An 18408-nucleotide genomic window follows, 5' to 3' on the forward strand; every position below is an offset into this window, starting at 1 on the left:
AGGAAAACATCATGACGTCAACTACTAACACTGTGGATCAAATCTCAACGTCCGACCGCCGCAGCATCCTCCTGGTTTTCGCAGGGCTGATCCTGACCATGCTGCTGGCGTCGCTGGACCAGACCATTTTCAGCACCGCACTTCCCACGATTGTTGGTGAGCTCCATGGCGTCAATCTCATGCTGTGGGTCATCACCATTTACATTCTCGCCTCCACCATCATGCTCCCCATTTACGGGAAGCTGGGTGATCTCCTAGGACGCAAAGGCCTGTTCATCGGCGCGATCTCCGTCTTCATCCTCGGTTCAATCGTGGGTGGTTTTGCGCAGGACATGACGTGGCTGATCATTGGCCGCGGCATTCAGGGGTTGGGAGGTGGCGGTTTGATGTTGCTGTCCCAGGCCATCATTGCCGACGTGGTCCCTGCCCGTGATCGCGGACGGTACATGGGCATCATGGGCGGCGTGTTTGCGGTGTCCTCGGTGGCTGGTCCGCTGCTAGGCGGCTGGTTCACTGACGGTATCGGTTGGCGGTGGGGCCTATGGATGAACATCCCCTTGGGCCTGCTGGCCATTGTTTCCGCCGTGTTCTTCCTGCGGCTGCCCGCCCATCCCAAGGTTAAGGCCCGTGTTGATGTGGCTGGCATGGCATTGTTGGGTATCGCATCAACGCTCTTGGTTCTAGTGAGCACCTGGGGAGGAACAAAATATGCGTGGGGTTCGGTGCAAATCATCGGCATGGGTGCCGGCACTATTGCTGCCGCTGTGCTATTTGTCTGGGTAGAGAGCAAAGCCGATCATCCCATCATGTCTTTGCATTTGTTCAAGGACCGCAATTTCAATCTGACGACGGCGGCCGGCCTCATCACCGGGATTGCCATGTTTGGAACACTGGCCTATATGCCCACATTCCTGCAGATGGTGACCGGCGCCAATGCCACGCAGGCAGGTTTCTTGATGATTCCCATGATGATGGGGCTGCTGGTCACTTCGATAGCTTCGGGACAACTGGTCAGCAGAACCGGACGGTACAAGTGGCTGCCCATCACGGGGATGTTCATTGTGGCCAGCGCTCTGGTCCTGCTCTCAACCATGACCGCTACCCTGCCCGTTTGGATCATCTGCTGCTACCTGGCCATCATGGGCATCGGGCTGGGCACCTCGATGCAGATTCTGGTGCTGATTGTGCAAAACCAGTTCCCGAACTCCCAGGTGGGCATGGCGACTGCGTCCCAGGTGGGCATGGCGACTGCGTCCAGCAACTACTTCCGTCAGATTGGCGCGTCGCTGGGATCAGCCGTGGTGGGCAGTCTCTTTGCGCACCGGTTGGCAACGCTGCTCACGGAGCGGATTCCTGCGGGTAGCTCTGGTGCGCAGGGTTCCGGCAGCATTAACTCGCTCACGCCAGCCATTGTTCGGGGGCTTCCGGAACAGTTGCGCCACATTGTGATTGGGTCCTATAGCGATGCCCTGACACCAATTTTTGTCTACATGGTGCCGTTGCTGCTGTTAGCCGGGCTCTTGTTACTGTTCGTCAAGGAGATCCCGCTGGCCACAAGCATCAACCGGGGCGGGCCGCTGGAAGGTGTTGAGGCTTCAGAAGGATCCTAAGTGGACGGTTCCGCAGCCCGGGAAGCCACTGACCTTTTGGACAGCATGTACGGCGCGACGTCGCCATTGATACGGAAGGTGCAGTCATAGTGCCCCAGTCCGGGGTTGGCGGCTCCGGGGATCCGGACCGGACGGGGACGGTCGGCCGCCCCGCCAAGGTGCAACGAGCTAGAACTCAAGCAGGCGAGTAGATGCACCGTTAAATGCCAAAGCCCCGTCAAAAGACGGGGCTTTGGGCACAAAAGCTGGTATTACTTAGTGACCCACAGCAATGAAGACGGGAGCGGAAGCTCCATAAATAGAAGCTCCTGCGATCTTAGTGGTTCCCTGGTAACCGCCGTGAACTGCCTGGCCGTTGCCAATGTAAACGGCGATGTGGGCCAGACCCACGCCGCCGTCTGCATAGTAGATCAAGTCGCCGGGCTGTGCTTCGCCCTGAGAAACTAGACGGCCCTTGTTCAGGTAGTCACCGGGCCAGCCAACCCAGGAAATCCCCGCGGCAGACAGAGCGTTGCGAACCAGCGCGGTGCAGTCCTGGCCAATTCCGAGCTGACCCAAGGCAGCACTGGCAATGATCGCGCCAACGCCACTCGGGGCTACAGACTGGGTTGCAGCCGGCTCAGGCGTTGAGACCGTTACGGCCGGCGCTGCAGCCGGTGCTGCTGCGGGTGCTGCTTCAGCAACCGGAGCTGCAACTGCAACTTCACTGGACTGCGCCTCTACAACTACCGGCTCTTCAATGACAGGAGCCGGGGTGGAGGTGATGGTGGGTGTAGCGAAGGAAATCTTCACCGTGGAAGCTGCCGTGATGGCGGAAGCGAGTTCCGTGTTCAGGTTCAGCGTTGTGGCACCGTCCGAAGCGCGCTCCACTGTGGGAGTTGCGGCGTTTGCGGCGATACCGGAAGTCAGTACAAGCCCTGAAGCTGCTGCGATGACAGCAGCCTGACGACCAACCCCGCCGACATTGAAACTGACGGCTTTCGTGAGGGTGGAGATCGGACTGGTCTTAACAACCTCGGCGCGGTGGCGCCCGAGGGCAGTGTTTGAAGCCAAGAAGGATTCCTCTCCCAAAGCCTGCGAGGTAAGCTGTCGGATTCGGATGGGAGTCACCCGGCCGCTCCACGTTGTCCCACCCAAGGAATTTCTTCCCTGCCAGTGACTGAACGCTTCGCGGCTTCACCCCTAGGGTTTCGCAAAACCGCTGCGAATCCCGATTATTGGTTCCCCCGCCCCTGCCAGACGATTGATACGAACGGACCATGAGTAGTGGCAGAGCTAGGCAATCGACTCATGGGCGCCGACTTGATTCGAAGTTGGCGCGATTACGACGGTACAACAGTTTTTTCTCAATGTCACGTTCAGGTCACGGTCGTGTGACTAAGTCGTAACTATGGAGGCCCTGTGGAGGACTTACAGCCAACCCTTAGGATCGACAACTTCGTCGTCGATGATGACCTCGAAATGCAGATGGGGGCCGGTAGAGGCGCCTGTGGAGCCACTGAGGCCCACAACATCTCCGCGTTCAACCTTCTGGCCAACCTGCACCAGATTGGCGCTCATGTGGTTGTACGAGGTTGAGAGGCCGTTGCCGTGGTCGATAACCACGCGATTGCCACCACCGAAGTCATGCCAGCCCGAGAAGGTAACGGTTCCACCAGCGGCGGAAAGTACTTCTGTGCCGCTTGCGACGGCGTAGTCCTGGCCGGTGTGACGCTCATCGATCTGGCCGGTGATGGGGCTGATGCGGTTACCAAAGGGTGAACTCTCAACCAATGTCAGCAGGGGTGCCGAGAGGGTCCCTTTGGAAGCCTGGGGCGTCACGTTGGAGGCGTTGACCTTGAGGGTTTCTTTGAGCTGACCATCAGGGTTCAAGGCACTGCCGATTTCCGGAGTGGCGAAGGTGATGGGGATCTGCGCGCCTGCTGTGACCAGTGTTTCCGCGGAAACAGCTGCTGCAGTATCGAGGTGAAGGTCTTCGGAAACCTGCGTGGAAGGAAGCGTGACAGCCAGGACTAGACCCGTGGCCGCCATGGCTACGCCCATTTTTTGGCCGGCGCCGCTGGCGACTCCGGCACGCAGCAACTGGGCTACTGCACTACTTGTTGGGGCACTTGCACGCTCTGCGGCAATTGCTTCCCGGCGACTACCGGGTACTGACAACAGCTCATGAGTTGCCAACGAAGACGCACGACGGCGTCCCCGCACTTTGACCTCTGACACTAAAAACCTCTCTAGATAAAGCACCTGCGAAGTTAGCTGTCGGATTCGGATCAGAGAGTGTAACTTTTGATCCGGCCCACGCTCTTTTGACACAGGCATAGCCAAGGCGCAGTCAGCGTTGGAGCTGCGTCATAGGTGTTGCGAGTGTTGCATTTCGAGTGTGGGCTTCACCCCAAGACGGACCCATGGTCCGTCAAAAGTGGTTCCCCCGCCCTTGCCTAAATGATTACTGTCCGTGCTGCGAAGGCAAGGTTAGGTGTCGCAGTACGGTAACGCTTTGGTTACAGCGTCAGATGTTTACTATACGGTACAAGCGGTAAACGTAATAATTCCGTTACCTTATTCATCAATAGTGCAGTGTCAAAAAACGCCGTTAGCCCAAGGACACGAAAACGTGCGATGCGACCTCTGGCGGAAGCTCCAATGCGCCCTCAATTCCTGGCACCCGCACGGAGATGTACTCCCCCACTTGTCCCAAGGAGATCCGGGCCCCAGGGCGTAATCCACCCTCATCCAATTGGAGCAGGAGTTCAGGGTCCACCTGTATCCGTTCGGACAGCCTGTGAATGATCACTTCTTGGCCGACTGTGTAGCCACTCATGGCCTCCACCAATGTGACCAAGCCCGCAGCAAAAACGGGAGCTACCTCACCTCCCAGCTCTTCCAGACCCGGGATGGGGTTTCCGTACGGAGATTCATTTGGACGTCCCAGCAAGTCAAACAGACGCTGTTCAACCCGCTCACTCATGACATGTTCCCAGCGGCAGGCTTCTTCGTGCACAAAGGCCCAGTCCAGCCCGATCACATCTGAGAGCAAACGCTCCGCAAGGCGGTGCTTGCGCATGACCCTCGTTGCCTTGTCGCGACCCTCGGCTGTCAGCTCCAAGTGCCGATCACCGGAGACGATGACCAGGCCATCGCGTTCCATGCGTCCAATGGTCTGGGAAACGGTAGGACCCGAGTGGTGCAGGCGCTCGGCAATACGCGCCCTCAAGGCGACAATGTTCTCTTCTTCCAACTCCAGGATGGTACGCAAGTACATCTCAGTTGTGTCGATCAGATCAGCCACGGCAATGACCTCCTGTTATTGGGCGAGTTTTATGGCAGTAAGCATCGTCTCTACGTTAGCCTGCTTGCGCCCTTGCGGGGAAACCCGACAGGACTAGAAGGGGTCCACATGTAGATTGAAAGAAGAGCTGAACTGGCGCAGTTGTATTAAAACCCCATATTGCGGGACTGATGTCTTGCATTTTCTTCTGCGCGCTCTTCTACGGCAGAATTGGCAACAGCCCTTGGCTCAAAACACAACTTCCATCGCTTAATTTTGGAGCAACTCGTGAGCGAATCCACGCCCCTCACCATCCCTGCCAACCTGCGCCCGGTCGACGGCCGCTTCGGCGCTGGTCCCTCCAAGGTTCGCCCCGAGCAGGTCGCGGCGCTCTCCGAGGCCGGAGCAGCCCTACTCGGCACCTCCCACCGTCAGGCACCGGTCAAGAACCTCGTGGGCGATGTCCGCAGCGGTTTGAAGCAGTTTTTCAACGCACCCGATGATTATGAAGTGATCCTCGGCGTTGGCGGCTCCACCGCGTTCTGGGATGTAGCTACCTTTGGTCTCGTAGAGAACAAGGCCCAGCACCTTTCCTTCGGCGAGTTCGGCTCAAAGTTTGCAGCCGCCACCGATAAGGCCCCGTTCCTGGCTGCTTCCTCCATCATCAAGGCTGAGCCCGGCACCCGCCCGGTGTCCATTGCTGAAGCAGGCGTCGATGTCTACGCGTGGCCCCAGAACGAAACCTCCACCGGCGTTGCTGCCCCGGTGAAGCGCGTTGCAGGCGCCGACGATGGCGCACTGGTTCTGATCGATGCGACCTCCGCAGCCGGCGGCCTGGCTGTTGATGTGAGTGAGAGCGATGTCTACTACTTCGCACCCCAGAAGAACTTCGCCTCCGACGGCGGCCTGTGGCTCGGCTTGTTCTCACCCGCAGCCCTTGAGCGTGCAGCACGCATTGCCGCCTCCGACCGCTGGGTTCCGGACTTCCTGAACCTCAAGACAGCCATTGACAACTCCCTGTTGAACCAGACGTACAACACGCCTGCGCTCTCCACGCTGGTTACCTTGAACAACCAGGTCCAGTGGCTCAACGACAACGGTGGCCTTGACTTCGCCTCGGCACGCACGGCTGATTCCGCTGGCCGCTTGTACACCTGGGCCGAAGAATCGGCTGTCGCTGCCCCGTACGTGGTGAACCCCGAAGACCGCTCCAACGTCATCGTCACCATCGACTTCGACGAATCGGTCGACGCCGCCGCGGTTGCCAAGGTGCTGCGTGCCAACGGCATCGTGGACACCGAGCCTTACCGCAAGCTGGGCCGCAATCAGCTTCGCATCGCCACCTTCGTGGCGATCGATCCCGAAGACGTCACCGCACTGATCAAGTGCATCGACTACGTCATTGAGAACATCTGATTCCTAAGCACCACAAGATAAGGCCGCTACCCGTTCAGGGAAGCGGCCTTATCTTTTGCCTAGAACCTTGTGGCTGGCACCTTCTAGCACCTTGTGGCTGCCCGAGTTTGTCCCCTTATGTGAGGACCGAGCCCAGATGTGTTTTAGTTGTTCCCGACTTCGCCGTCAGCCTCGTCCGGCTCGCCGTCTGCGTCGTCAGTCTCGTCGTCAGCATCGCCATCGAAACTAGCCGCGTCGTCATCAGTAGCCTCGGCATCGTCTCCGGATTCACCAGTGGTGGCGTCAGCTTCGGCGTCGTCCGCTTCCGTTGAGGCCACCTCGGCGGCGGCGTGCTCCTCGTCCTGCTGGTCCTCGGGACGAACCCGCTCGGCCCACGGCACCCATGCCGGCGCCAGCACGGAGTCCTCGGTGGGCAGCATGCCGACCTCGTTGACCGTGGATTCCTTGCTGCGCGAAACACGGCTCAGCGAGGCGAACCAGACCCAGCCCGAATAGCCGGGCTGAAGGGACTCGAACAAGTGGGTCACGCACCGGACGCCTTCGCTGCGCGCGCCAAGGTGCTTACCGATGGCCCAGTCACTGGCAATACTCGCCACGGCGTCCCGTGCAGCGTCCACGTCGGCTGCCAAGAAAGCATCAGGCTTGCCCACCCGCCACATCGGAACGCCGGGAAGTGGCGCGGGAACGGTTGCTGATTGGGCTTCTGTGGGACTGGAAATTTCGGTCATGATGGGCACCGTTACGCGTCGAAGTTGTCGGCAACCTTGCGCAGCGCAGCAGCAATCTTGCTTGCGTCACCGTCAGGATATTTGCCGTTATTGAGGGAACCAATCGAGTGCTCAAGCAGCGAGACCAGGTCCTGGACAATCGGTGCCAGGTCGCGGGCAGGCATGCGCTTAGCCTTGGCCACGGAGGCGCTGCGCTCAAGAATCTTTGCCGCCATGGCCTGGGCACCCTTGCGTCCGTCAGCCACACCAAATTCCATGCGCATGCCGGGCTTGATATCGCCGGCGTCGGCGGGCAGGGCGTTGGCTCGCAGGAAAACCTCACGGCCGTCGTCGGCCGCAATGATGCCGAAGCCCTTTTCGTTGTCGTACCACTTCACTTTGCCGATAGGCACTTGCTTACCCCTTATAAGTTGAAAGTCGCGAACTGCTTTCCATGCCTGTGCGGTTGCTCTACGCCGTTCCCGGTCCCGGGAATCTGGCGGGCGGTGCCTGCAGCAGCAGGTTGCGCAGTTCTACTGGGTACTAGGTTACCGTGTCGGCGAAACCCGTGCGGCTTTGTGCCTCACCTGTCCGCTGTTAGCGTTATGTTCATGAGCCCCCATTTTTCCGCCCCACAACGCCTCAACCGCGGTTGGCAGCTGTTCAATTACACCGCCATGGCGCTGGCCCTTGCCGCCCTGATCGCCTTGATCGTGGTTTTGGTCAGCAAATGGGTTGGCGGCACCCCATGGCCCGGCTTCAACTGGATCGCCATGATCGCCCTCCCCGCAGCATTTCTGATGATGGGCACCAGCGTCTTGTACGCCGTGGCCGCCCGCCGCCGACTCTGAGCCGCCCGCCCCACCGTTCCTTGGGCACTTTGCAGGAGTTTGCCACCAGTCTCGCAGTCCGCAGCGACGCGGACTTGCTCCGGCTTTTCGCCCGGCGTCCCGACGCGATCACTCCCCCGGTAGCCACCTTCGCGGATCTCGCTAGCCGGCTCTCCACCGCGGCCAGCATCAATGCAGCGCTCGATCAGCTCGGCCTCCCGGCGCTGCGTGTCCTAGCCGAGCTGCCTGTTGGCGGTTTGCTTTCCGAGGGTTTGCCGGAGCTCAGTCAACTCCACGAGCTCGGCCTCCTTCTCCGGGCGGATCCCGCCGCTCGTCCTGCTCTGGTTCCTGCCCACCTTCCTGCCCTGACGCACGACGCCGGCACGCACCTCATCCAGCCCCTCACCGCTGTGACACTTGCCTTGGGCAGCGAGGACTCGCCTCCCGTCAGTGCTCTTCACGTTCTCCCCGGATTTCCCGATTTTCCCGGTTTTTCCGAGGTACCTCAACCACGCCTGTCTCCTGTTTCCTCCTCAATGCGCGACAACGCTGTTGGCAGCGCGGTCGAGACGTTAGTGCGCACCATGAGCGAATTGTTGGAGGTGGCCGGCGGCGCCGGCAGCAGCCTCGCCGGGCTGCGGGCCCCTGGACTGACCGTTTTGCGAGATGGCACCCTCGGTGTCCGCACGCTGCGTGAGCTCTCGAAAGCCTTGGGGCTCGACGCACCAACCGTGGACTTCTATCTAGAACTAGCCGCAGCCGCCGACCTCTTATCCTTTGACGGCTCTGGTCGCTGCTGGCGCGCTGATACCCTGCACGGCCCTGCCGCGAAGTGGAGCTCGTTGGAGAGAGCCGAGCAGTGGTTTGTCCTCGTTCGCTCATGGCTGGACAACGCCCGGCCACCCTCAGCGCTTCTCAATGCGCTGGAACCCTACGATCCTCCCCGGCAGGCGCGGCAATGGCGCCGTCAGCTAGTAACAGTTATGGCCGCTCTTACGGCTGGCTCTGCGGCATCAAGCTCACCAGCGCCTGACGTGCACTCGGTCCTCGATGCCTTGAGCTGGCACCATCCGCGGCAGACTGCAGCCCTGAGCCACGAACTTCCGGATCTTTTGTGCGAACTGGAATGGCTCGGAATCACAGGCGCTGGCGCCCTCAGTGCCCCGGGCCGGGCAGCCGCCAGCGGTGAGGCTGCGTTGGCTGACGATGCCGCTCTGGCTGAAGCAGCTCTGGCGATCGCCGCCATGCATGCCTTGCTGCCCGCTCCCGTGGACCACTTCGTGCTGCAGGGTGATCTCACGGCCATCGCACCGGGTTTTCTGGTCCCGGGCATCACCTCGAAACTCAAGCTCATGGCACTCCCCGAGGGTCGCGGTGCTGCCGGAATCTTCAGATTCAGCCAGCAATCGCTGGAGTTCGCCGCAGCCTCTGGCCTGAGCCGTACCGCTGTGCTCGATTTCCTCCAACAGCATTCAAGCACAGCTGTGCCACAATCTTTGGCGTTCCTCATTGCCGAGGTCTTCCGCAGCAATCATGACGCAAGCTCATCAACCCCACCGTCCCCGGCAGCAGCCCGGCGACAGGTGGCGAAACAAATTCAGCCGGGCTACGGCGTCGTCCATGAAGACCCAGAGGCCTTAGCGCTGGCACAGTTAGAGCGTCTGCGCAGTCAGCCTGTCTGGGCGAACGATGGGGTGGGCGAATCCGGGCCAGCACTGGTCATGGAAGAACTACGGCGGGCGCTGGGGCTCGGCGATCTCCTCAGGGTACGGGTTGTGGACGGCACCGGGGAGATTGAGGAACTGCTGCTGCGGCCGGTGTCGTTGGTGGCGGGGACGCTGCGAGCGAGACTGTCGGGCGCAAATCGAGAGCGGCGGCTCAGCATTCACCGGATCATCTCGGCGGCCCCGGCACGGCAGGACGCTGAACCCCAACTCAAAGAACCTCAGCTCACAGAACCTCAGATCGCAGACCCGGACCACGCAAATACACCTGCCACCAGCACATCTACCACCAGCAAGGAGCGTCATGGCTGACGGACCGTTGATCGTTCAGAGCGATAAGACCATCCTCCTGGAAGTGGCGCATGCGGAGGCCGAGGATGCCCGGCATGCCATTGCGTCGTTCGCTGATTTGGAACGCGCGCCCGAGCACATGCACAGCTACCGGATTACACCGTTGGGGCTGTGGAATGCGCGGGCGGCAGGGCACGACGCCGAACATGTGGTCGATACACTGCTGCGTTATTCCCGCTACCCCGTGCCGCATCCGTTGCTGCTGGACATTGTGGAGATCATGGCGCGGTATGGCCGGCTCCGGTTGGAGAATGACCCCACTCACGGTTTGGTACTGCGCAGCGATGACGAGTTGATTCTGACGGAAGTGGCGCACGGCAAGAAGGTGGCGGCGTTGCTCGGCGCCCGCATTGATCCGCTGACGGCGGTGGTCCATGGTTCGGCGCGAGGTGAGCTCAAGGCCTTGCTGTTGCAGGCGGGCTGGCCCGCGGAGGATCTGGCTGGATACGTCGATGGCACCGCGCACCTGATTGCGCTGACGGATGACGGCGATAGCGCTACCAACGCTGAGCTGCCCGCCGAGACCGCCGATGCTGTGTCCGCCAGTGACGCAGCCGCCGGTGACACCGCCAAACCCAAAACCCCGTGGACGTTGCGGCCGTACCAGCGCCAGGCTGTGGAGAATTTTTGGGCTGGCGGTTCGGGCGTCGTGGTTCTACCGTGTGGTGCGGGCAAGACGATTGTGGGTGCTGCCGCCATGGCCGCCTCGGGGACCACCGTCCTGATTCTGGTCACCAACACCCTTTCCGCGCGGCAGTGGAAGGCCGAACTTCTCAAGCGCACCACCCTGTCCGAGCACGAAATCGGCGAATACTCCGGGGCTGTCAAGGAACTGCGTCCGGTCACAATTGCCACCTATCAGGTGCTCACCACACGCCGCAACGGCATGTACACGCACCTGGATCTGCTTAACGATCACGATTGGGGCCTGCTCATTTACGATGAGGTACACCTGCTGCCGGCCCCTATTTTCCGGATGACCGCGGACCTTCAGGCCCGTCGGCGGCTGGGACTGACCGCCACCTTGGTGCGCGAGGACGGCCGCGAAGGCGAGGTTTTCGCCCTGATCGGCCCCAAACGCTATGACGCTCCGTGGAAAGATATTGAGGCTCAGGGCCATATTGCGCCAGCCGATTGCGTTGAGGTTCGTGTGGATCTGAGCCGTGCCGAGCGGCTCGCTTACGCAATCACAGACGACGGCGGGAGGTACCGACTGTGCGCTACCTCCCCTGCCAAGTCTGTGGTTGCGCAAGCCCTTGTAGCGTCCCATCCGGATGAGCAAATCTTGGTGATTGGGCAGTATCTGGATCAGTTGGACGAATTGGCTGCGGCACTGCGGGCTCCGCTGATCACCGGCAGCACGAGCGTCAAGGAACGCCAACGTCTATTCGAGGAGTTCCGGCAGGGCCAGATTTCCGTGCTGGTGGTCTCCAAGGTGGCAAACTTTTCGCTGGACCTGCCGGAGGCTTCCGTGGCCATTCAAGTCTCCGGGGCTTTCGGTTCCCGGCAAGAAGAGGCGCAGCGATTGGGTCGGCTCATGCGTCCCAAGGCCGACGGCCGGACGGCTCGTTTCTACACCGTCGTTGCCCGCGATACCGTGGACGCCGACTTTGCCGCCAAGCGTCAGCGCTTCCTCGCCGAACAAGGCTACGCCTACAGAATTGTGGACGCTGCAGACATCGCCGAGCCTCTCGACTGACTGACCGACGCTATCTCACCAATGGCGGCTTTTCCGGCGACGCTATCGCAGCAATGGCGCGTTTTTCGCCGACGCTATCTCACTGGGATCCAATAAATGTGTCCGGCAACCAAGAGCGCATTCGCTCCCGCCCAACTCCGTCGGCGCAGACCCCTCTCGCTAGCACCCTCGCAGGAGTAGGATCAAAAAATGCGGGATTCTCCGCAGTTCGCGTGGACCGCTTGGAGACGCCATGAACACCGAGGAGACAGTTGCCGCCCACTACGGACGCAGCAACGTAGAAGACCAATTATTGGGAATCATCAAGGCTGCCGGCGGGAACCCGGAGAGTTTCGCCCCGGCTGATCTACACGGCGCGGACCAACTCCATATCGGCGGTGCAGCGGCCACAACCCGCGTTGCCCACCGTGCCGGCATCAATGCTGGCAGCCATGTGGTGGATCTAGGCTCAGGCACGGGCGGGGTGGCCCGCCATGTGGCGCACGACTTCGGCGCCACAGTCCACGGTGTGGACCTGACACCAGGATTCGTGGACACCGCCCGCTCACTCACCAAGCGCACCGGACTGTCCGGCCAAGTCGACTTCAGCCAAGGCAGCATTCTCGCCCTGCCTTTCGGCGACGATTCCTTCGACATCGCACTCATGATCCATGTGGGCATGAACATCCAAGACAAGGACAAGGTCTTCGCCGAGGCCGCCCGCGTCCTTCGCCCCGGCGGCGTTTTTGCCGTGTACGACATCATGCTCCTCGGCGGCGACATCGAACCCTATCCCCTGCCCTGGGCGCTCACCCCGGAGACCTCCTTTGTGCAACCGCCCCTGGCCTACAGCGACGCGCTGGCCCAAGCTGGTTTCGACGTCGACCAGGAAGCCAAAGCGCTGGCAGAAGGAATTGCATTCTTGGAGAAGGCGCTAGCCTCCGGAGGCCCCGTTGGCGTTGAGGCCGGAGCCATGTCCAACCTCCTCACAGCTTTCAAATCTGGGCTTCTTGCTCCGGTGGAGATTTACTCCCACCTCGCCTGAAAATCCTCCTAGTCCGATAGAACGGCCCCCTCTTACGCCAGCCCCGTTAGAACAGAACTCGCAGCCCGCCCAGCGTGTGCGCAAGCTGCGGATTCCCCGAAACTGTGCTGATACCCTTGGTCGGAATCCGCCCGGACAGGCTGCGGCACAGCTCCAGGCCGTCGGTGCGCAGCCGCGCTTCCGGCACGCCTTGGCCCAGCTGCCATTCCCCGGACTGCTCCCCCGTCAGTTCAAGTTCGACGGCGGATCCCGCACCCCACGCAGTGGCTGCGTCCCGCACAATTTGGGCCATCACCACGGCATCCTTGTCAGTGGCGAAGCGCTGCATCTCGGTGGCCCTCGCCAGATCGAAGCCATGCATCCAGGCGTCGCGCAGATAGATCACATTGAAGAGATAGCCCAAACGCAGCGGCACAGCTCCGCAGTAGACAAGCCTGCGTGGTCCGCAATTTGTACTTCGTTGGCGGCGTCCAAGAGCGAAAGGTGAGGATGCCGGCGTCGTCCGCGTTCCCGGCGCCAGAGAACAGTGGGCACGCTGAGCACATCCTCCTGGGCACCCAAAAAATGCGCGGCCAGGTGGCGGACAGTCCACCCCGTGCATTCGGTGTCCAGCCGCCATTGCTCGGGAGTGAGCGCCTCGAAGGCATCAGCCACAGCTCGCATGACGGCTGGGTAGGCGGCGGCCGCATCGGCCTTGGTTGAGGTGGCAACGGTGGCGGCATTGACGGTGGAATTCATGGCGGTCTCCCTCAGGGAGTGTAGTGGGCCAGCCACATGGCCAGCGCGGGGTCCAGCAGCCGGGCGTACCGGCCATCCTCGGGCCCGGCCTGGGGCTCATTGGCTAATTGTTGAGAGACGACGCCGGCAACCACCGAGGTGAACAGCAGCACGGCCTCCTCGGTGGCGGCTTCCGGGATGAGCCGGCCCCGCTCGACGGCGAGCACCAGTAGGGCTCGCAATGAGGCAATTATGGCGATGCTTGGCGCGAAGGCCTGCGCCGAGGGTTCGAAGCCCGGCACTGGCCGCCGGTGCAGCAACTGGGCACTGACGGGATTCCGCAGCGACCAGTCCACATAGGCGCGGGCCCCGGCAAAGAGTGCAGCCACGGGATCATCGTGGACTCGGGGGTGGTCCTGCCCACGGCGCGGGCCACGGCGGAGAGCGACATGCCTGCCACTCCGTCGCGAGCCATCAGCTCGACGGCGGCGGCGGGAGTTGGGCGGTTCCGGGTCAGCCGCTCCACCGGATGCATACGGGATCAGGCGCCCAAGATAATACTGACAGCACCACCGGACGGCGGGTTGCCCGAGACCGCTGGGCCCGGCGTGTAGCCGCGGGGGCAGTCGGTGGTGGTGGAGGTGTCGATCGATGGATCTTGTGCTTGGTCAGGTCAGGTCAGGTCAGGTCAGGTCTGGTCTGGTCTGGTCTGGTCCATCATGCCGCCAGCCAGCACCGGAGTCCCCACAACGGCGCCGATGCGAGAGAGTCCATTGACAAGTACATTCCTTCGACCGACCGTTTTTGCGACAGGCTTTGGGCGACCTTAGCAGCGGATTCCAGGAGTGTTACTTGGCAGTGGATCAGGGTCCATGGCGGGGGTTGTTAGGAAACGCTTGCAGATTCGACACCGGCACTCCCCACGTCCGCCACCCAGGCCGCATGCAGGGCGGCGAGCTCGGCGGCAACTGTTGCCTCGGCGTCGTACAGGTTGGTGGTCTCGGCAGGATCCTGCGCCAGGTTGGACAGGAAGTAGCCGCTGCCGGGCTCGGCATGCTCCACGTCGCGAATGGCCTCCGCCACGGGCGAGCCGGGTTCCACCCAGTGCAACTTCCAGTCGCCGCGGCGCACCGACCACTGCCAGCCGCAATCCCAGTGCAGGGCCTCGTGTCCGTCGGTGGCGAGCAGGTCCCGGCCGTCGCTGTGGGCGTAGGCGGCAGGGTTGGCACCGGCGGCAGCCAAGGCCGTCGGGAGGATGTCCATGGAACTCGTGAGTCCCTCGCGGACGACGCCGGCGGGCACCCGGTCCGGCCAGCGCAGCAGGAACGGCACTCGCACGCCGCCCTCCCAGAGCGTGTACTTGGTGCCACGCAGGGGCAGGTTGACCCCGTAGTTGCAAGTGGAACCGCCGTTGTCCGTCAGATAGACCACGATGGTGTCTTTGGCCAGGCCAAGCGCGTCGAGTTGGTCCAGGATGAGTCCGATCTGCGCGTCCATGAGCTCCAGCTGTGCCAGGTAGTAGGCCCGGCCGTTTTCCAGGTGTGGGCTGATGGCGCCGTCATACCAGTCAAGGTATTCGCCGGCGCCCGGGTTCCAGTCCTCGTAGGAGGGGAGGCCGCGCTTGGCGAGCTCCTCGGCGGGAAGCTGCCAGCAAAAGTTGTGGACGGCGTTGAACGCCACCGTGGCAAGGAAGGGCTTGTCCGCGTGCTCGGCCACGAAGGCCCGGGTCCGCTCGCCAATGGCGTCGGTCAGGAAGCCCTCCAGCGCCTGCGGCTCTTCCCCGTTCCACAGCGGCTGAACGGCCATGGGGACTGCCGCCTCGCCATACTCTTCCACCGACTCTTCAGAGTGGTGGAGGTAGTTGAGCCGGCCCATGGACTCCCCCGCCAGCCCGTAGAACGATTCGTCGTAGCCGTGCTGCGGCGGAGTGCCTCGGTCCCCGTGGTGTTCGGTGCCGTAGTGGACCTTGCCGAAGTAGCCGGTGGTGTAGCCCTCGTTGCGGAGCAGCTCGGCGATGGTAGGAACCTTCTCCGGACAGATTTCCGAGTCGGTGAACCAGCGTGCACCCCACCGCTGCTGGTAACTGCCGGCCGCCAGTCCCGCCCGGGACGGCGAACAAATCGGCGCCGTCACGTACGCGTTGGAATACGACGCCCCCTCCCGGGCCAGCCGGTCCAGTGCGGGTGTGTCAACATCGTCCTGGACACCCAGGATGGAACGGTCAGCATAGCCGTGGTCGTCGGAAATGATGACCATGATGTTCGGGCTGTTGGGCTTGCGCTTCGTTGCGGCGGTGGGCATGACTGCTCCTATACAAAACGGGGGACGTACATGGGGATGCGGTTTTAAGCGCCCGGGCGTTCAAGCGCCCAAGACCTGCTTGAGCGATTCCAGTGCTTCGGCAACGGGCGGCAGCTGCGGATGCCAGGCGCGTTCCCATTCCAGTGAGACCCACGGGTCGGCGATGCCGTGCGCCGCGGAAATGCCAGCCACCAGCTGCCTCATGTCCAGCAGCGGCAGCTCGCCGTCGCCGGGCAGTGTGAGTGTCACGGTGTTGGTGCCCGGATTCCGCACGCCGTCCTTGTACTGGGCATAGGCCAGCGAGTCCGCTAGCAGCTCGGCCGTGCGCGCGGGCGTCTCGTCATGACGCCACGGATGCATCAAGTCCCAAATCACCTTGACCGGCGCATCCTGCTCAACATGGGCCAGAATGCGCACAATGTCGGCGGCACGCGGGTGTGAATCGTGCGTTTCCAGCAGCATGGTGACCCCCCGCTGCCTGGCCCGCTGCGCCGCGGCATTGAGCCGGCGCGCGCCCAAAAGGTCCGCCGCCAGCAGTTCCGCCGACGGATCCTCCCCCGGCCCGCACGGCTTCAGCCCCGCCCCGGGAAACACACGCACCTGCGCCCCGGTACCGGCATTGCCTGCCGACAAGTCAGCGGCAAGGTCGACGGCGGCCAGCAAGTCCGCGAGCACCGGATCGTTTGCGCCGGGGCCTCCTTGGGCAGCGGCACCCGGGCCGCGGGATCCGCCGTCGTGCCTGTCCTGCTCAAGCGGGGCACACACCTGGACGTAGCTGGCCAGGGCCAGGACGGTGAGGCCGGCGCCGGCCAGCTCCCGGGCGACGCCCGCACGTTCCGCCGCAGTCATGCCGGGGAACACAAACTGGCCCTCGGCCGCCCTTATCTCAATGCCGGTCGCCCCGGTGGCGCGGGCGGTGTGAATGACCTGGGCCAGAGAGTCCCCCGGACACCCCAATGTGGAAAACGCCAAAGGCATGGTGGCCCTCTCTGCAGCAATCGTCAATGTCCTCCAAGACTAGTCCGGAATGCGCTTTCCAACAATGTTTGGCCACCGAAAAGCACTCCTTGATTCCTCTCGTGGAACACTGGTATCTGTGGTGGTTACCCCACATCCAAGGAGAAGCAATGACCGGCCCTGCCCACAACACCCCCACCACAAAAACCGCAGGTGCCAGAGCACATCAGCCAAGTCTGCCCAACATTGTGTTCATCCTCAGCGATGACCAGGGTCCGTGGGCGCTGGGCTGCGCCGGCAACGACGACATCCACACCCCCGTGCTGGATGGGCTGGCGGCCGAAGGAACACGGCTGGAAAATTTCTTCTGCGTCTCCCCCGTCTGCTCCCCCGCCCGGGCCAGCCTGATGACGGGGCAAATCCCCTCACGCCACGGCATCCACGACTACCTGACAGGCGTTGAGGTGGGAGCCGGGGCCCCGGACTACCTGGCCGGGCAGCAGATTTTCACGGACGTGCTGGCGGACAACGGCTACCGGATGGGGCTTTCCGGAAAGTGGCACATGGGCGCCAACGACGCCCCGCGCAGGGGCTTCGTGCACTGGTACGGGCTCGAAGGCGGCGGCAGTCCGTACACGGGGGCCACCATGTACCGCAACGGCGAGCGCGAGGAAACCACCACCTACCTGACCGACGCCATCACCGAAGATGCCCACGCCTTCCTGGACAGGGAGTCGGCTCGGCAGGTCTCGGTGTCACAGGCAACCGGGATCGGCGCGGCGCCTGGCGCTGCGACGGCGCCTGGCGCTGCGACGGCGCCGGAGCCGTTCTTTCTGGCCGTCAACTACACCGCTCCGCACAAGCCCTGGAAGGGCCAGCACCCCAAGGAATTCGAGGACCTTTACGCCGACTGCGCCTTTGAGAGCTGCCCACAGGAGGAGCCGCACCCCTGGCAGCCAACCGTTGACGGGGTCGCGATTGGCGGCGAGCCGGACGTACGGGCAGCACTGGTGGGCTACTTTGCGGCTGTCAGCGCCATGGATGCCGCGATCGGGCGCATCATGGAGCAACTTGAACGCCTGGGCCTGCGGGAGAACACGCTGGTCATCTTCAGCAGCGACAACGGCTTCAACGCCGGCCACCACGGCGTGTGGGGCAAGGGCAACGGCACGTTCCCGCAGAACATGTATGACTCCTCCGTCAAGGTCCCCGCCATCTTCCACTGGCCAGGGCGAATCACCGGCGGCCAGGTCCGCCACGAGCTGCTCTCCGCCTACGACATCGCCGCCACCATCCTGGACCTCACCGGCCTGGACCCCGCCCCGTTCGAGACCGGCCCCGGAACCTCCTTTGCCCCGCTGCTGCGCCCGGACGCCACCACAGCTGACGGCGGGGCTGCACAGGAAAGGGCGGGAGGCGCCGTCGTGGTTTATGACGAATACGGGCCCGTACGCATGATCCGCACGCAGGAGCTCAAATACGTCCACCGGCACCCGCACGGCCCGCACGAACTCTACGACCTGGCGGCGGATCCCGGTGAGCGCATGAATTTGATGCACGACGCCGCCCCGCACCCCGCGTTGCCGGGTCTCCGTGCGCAGCTGGCCGGCTGGTTCGCGCAACACGGCGTGCCGGAATTTGACGGTGCCGCGCTCCCTGTTGCGGGGGCCGGGCAGCACCGGCCGCTGTATGCGGCCGGGCCCGGGCCGTCGGGGGAAACCGGCAGCATCCCCGACCCGCTGAGAGCGTTTACGGGGCCGAACTGGGACGGTGCGTAGGCGGGGCAACCGGGCGCCCGGAGGCC

Annotated in this window: 18 protein-coding genes and 2 riboswitches; of the genes, 7 read left to right on the forward strand and 11 right to left on the reverse strand. The window is 62.7% G+C overall.

The window, feature by feature from the left end; translation table 11 throughout:
• Nucleotides 1–11: 11 nt before the first annotated feature.
• The gene (locus AB0P14_RS03025) at nt 12–1610 is read left to right on the forward strand and encodes an MDR family MFS transporter (RefSeq protein ID WP_363837537.1); all 1599 of its coding nucleotides are present in this window, start codon (nt 12–14) and stop codon (nt 1608–1610) included.
• Here AB0P14_RS03025 and AB0P14_RS03030 read toward each other — a convergent pair.
• The 4 genes from AB0P14_RS03030 to AB0P14_RS03045 all read right to left on the reverse strand — a co-directional run bounded on the left by AB0P14_RS03030 (nt 1607) and on the right by AB0P14_RS03045 (nt 4899).
• A complete protein-coding gene (locus AB0P14_RS03030; protein ID WP_363837540.1) occupies nt 1607–1789 on the reverse strand; it encodes a hypothetical protein in 183 nt (60 codons plus the stop codon). The genes AB0P14_RS03025 and AB0P14_RS03030 overlap by 4 nt on opposite strands.
• Nucleotides 1790–1865: 76 nt before the next feature.
• Entirely contained in the window at nt 1866–2663 is a 798-nt protein-coding gene (locus AB0P14_RS03035) for an NlpC/P60 family protein (protein ID WP_363837543.1), read from the reverse strand.
• Nucleotides 2664–2667: 4 nt separating this feature from the next.
• Nucleotides 2668–2869: riboswitch (cyclic di-AMP (ydaO/yuaA leader) on the reverse strand.
• A gap of 151 nt (nt 2870–3020) precedes the next feature.
• Nucleotides 3021–3770 (reverse strand): M23 family metallopeptidase, encoded by a 750-nt coding sequence (locus AB0P14_RS03040; protein WP_363837546.1) that lies wholly within the window; start codon nt 3768–3770, stop codon nt 3021–3023.
• A gap of 64 nt (nt 3771–3834) precedes the next feature.
• Nucleotides 3835–4094, reverse strand: a riboswitch (cyclic di-AMP (ydaO/yuaA leader).
• A gap of 109 nt (nt 4095–4203) precedes the next feature.
• Complete coding sequence (locus tag AB0P14_RS03045) at nt 4204–4899, reverse strand: metal-dependent transcriptional regulator (RefSeq protein WP_363837549.1); 696 nt, start codon at nt 4897–4899, stop codon at nt 4204–4206.
• 267 nt (nt 4900–5166) lie between these two features.
• Between AB0P14_RS03045 and serC the strand changes: the two genes are divergently transcribed.
• Entirely contained in the window at nt 5167–6294 is a 1128-nt protein-coding gene (gene serC, locus AB0P14_RS03050) for a phosphoserine transaminase (RefSeq protein WP_363837552.1), read from the forward strand.
• 143 nt (nt 6295–6437) lie between these two features.
• Here serC and AB0P14_RS03055 read toward each other — a convergent pair whose 3' ends face one another.
• Together AB0P14_RS03055 and AB0P14_RS03060 are read right to left on the reverse strand one after the other, a co-directional pair.
• The gene (locus AB0P14_RS03055; protein WP_363837555.1) at nt 6438–7022 is read right to left on the reverse strand and encodes a DUF3027 domain-containing protein; all 585 of its coding nucleotides are present in this window, start codon (nt 7020–7022) and stop codon (nt 6438–6440) included.
• A gap of 11 nt (nt 7023–7033) precedes the next feature.
• A complete protein-coding gene (locus AB0P14_RS03060; protein ID WP_363837558.1) occupies nt 7034–7414 on the reverse strand; it encodes a cold shock domain-containing protein in 381 nt (126 codons plus the stop codon).
• Between the two features lie 198 nt (nt 7415–7612).
• Between AB0P14_RS03060 and AB0P14_RS03065 the strand changes: the two genes are divergently transcribed.
• From AB0P14_RS03065 to AB0P14_RS03080, 4 genes are all read left to right on the forward strand, one after another.
• Nucleotides 7613–7852, forward strand: coding sequence for a hypothetical protein (locus tag AB0P14_RS03065; protein WP_363837560.1), 240 nt, complete (start codon nt 7613–7615; stop codon nt 7850–7852).
• A 20-nt stretch (nt 7853–7872) separates the two neighbouring features.
• Nucleotides 7873–9867, forward strand: coding sequence for a helicase-associated domain-containing protein (locus AB0P14_RS03070; RefSeq protein ID WP_363837563.1), 1995 nt, complete (start codon nt 7873–7875; stop codon nt 9865–9867).
• Complete coding sequence (locus tag AB0P14_RS03075; RefSeq protein ID WP_363837566.1) at nt 9860–11605, forward strand: DNA repair helicase XPB; 1746 nt, start codon at nt 9860–9862, stop codon at nt 11603–11605. Before AB0P14_RS03070 ends, AB0P14_RS03075 begins: the two co-directional genes overlap by 8 nt.
• 232 nt (nt 11606–11837) lie before the next feature.
• Nucleotides 11838–12629, forward strand: coding sequence for a class I SAM-dependent methyltransferase (locus AB0P14_RS03080; protein ID WP_363837569.1), 792 nt, complete (start codon nt 11838–11840; stop codon nt 12627–12629).
• Between the two features lie 46 nt (nt 12630–12675).
• On the opposite strand, the gene AB0P14_RS03085 is transcribed toward AB0P14_RS03080, so the two are convergent.
• The 5 genes from AB0P14_RS03085 to AB0P14_RS03105 form a co-directional block, all read right to left on the reverse strand.
• Nucleotides 12676–13014: a hypothetical protein gene (locus tag AB0P14_RS03085; protein WP_363837572.1), complete on the reverse strand. Its 339-nt coding sequence runs from the start codon at nt 13012–13014 to the stop codon at nt 12676–12678.
• A complete protein-coding gene (locus AB0P14_RS03090) occupies nt 13011–13367 on the reverse strand; it encodes a maleylpyruvate isomerase N-terminal domain-containing protein (RefSeq protein ID WP_363837575.1) in 357 nt (118 codons plus the stop codon). Before AB0P14_RS03090 ends, AB0P14_RS03085 begins: the two co-directional genes overlap by 4 nt.
• An 11-nt stretch (nt 13368–13378) precedes the next feature.
• Nucleotides 13379–13735 carry a WHG domain-containing protein gene (locus AB0P14_RS03095; protein ID WP_363837578.1) on the reverse strand — a complete coding sequence of 119 codons (357 nt, stop codon included), beginning with the start codon at nt 13733–13735 and terminating at the stop codon, nt 13379–13381.
• A gap of 496 nt (nt 13736–14231) precedes the next feature.
• Complete coding sequence (locus AB0P14_RS03100) at nt 14232–15647, reverse strand: sulfatase-like hydrolase/transferase (protein ID WP_363837581.1); 1416 nt, start codon at nt 15645–15647, stop codon at nt 14232–14234.
• Between the two features lie 60 nt (nt 15648–15707).
• Nucleotides 15708–16652: a TIM barrel protein gene (locus AB0P14_RS03105; protein WP_363837584.1), complete on the reverse strand. Its 945-nt coding sequence runs from the start codon at nt 16650–16652 to the stop codon at nt 15708–15710.
• Between the two features lie 122 nt (nt 16653–16774).
• Between AB0P14_RS03105 and AB0P14_RS03110 the strand changes: the two genes are divergently transcribed.
• Nucleotides 16775–18382 carry a sulfatase-like hydrolase/transferase gene (locus AB0P14_RS03110; protein ID WP_363837587.1) on the forward strand — a complete coding sequence of 536 codons (1608 nt, stop codon included), beginning with the start codon at nt 16775–16777 and terminating at the stop codon, nt 18380–18382.
• Nucleotides 18383–18408 lie beyond the last annotated feature (26 nt).

Source organism: Specibacter sp. NPDC078709 (assembly GCF_040686795.1).
Lineage (GTDB): Bacteria > Actinomycetota > Actinomycetes > Actinomycetales > Micrococcaceae > Specibacter.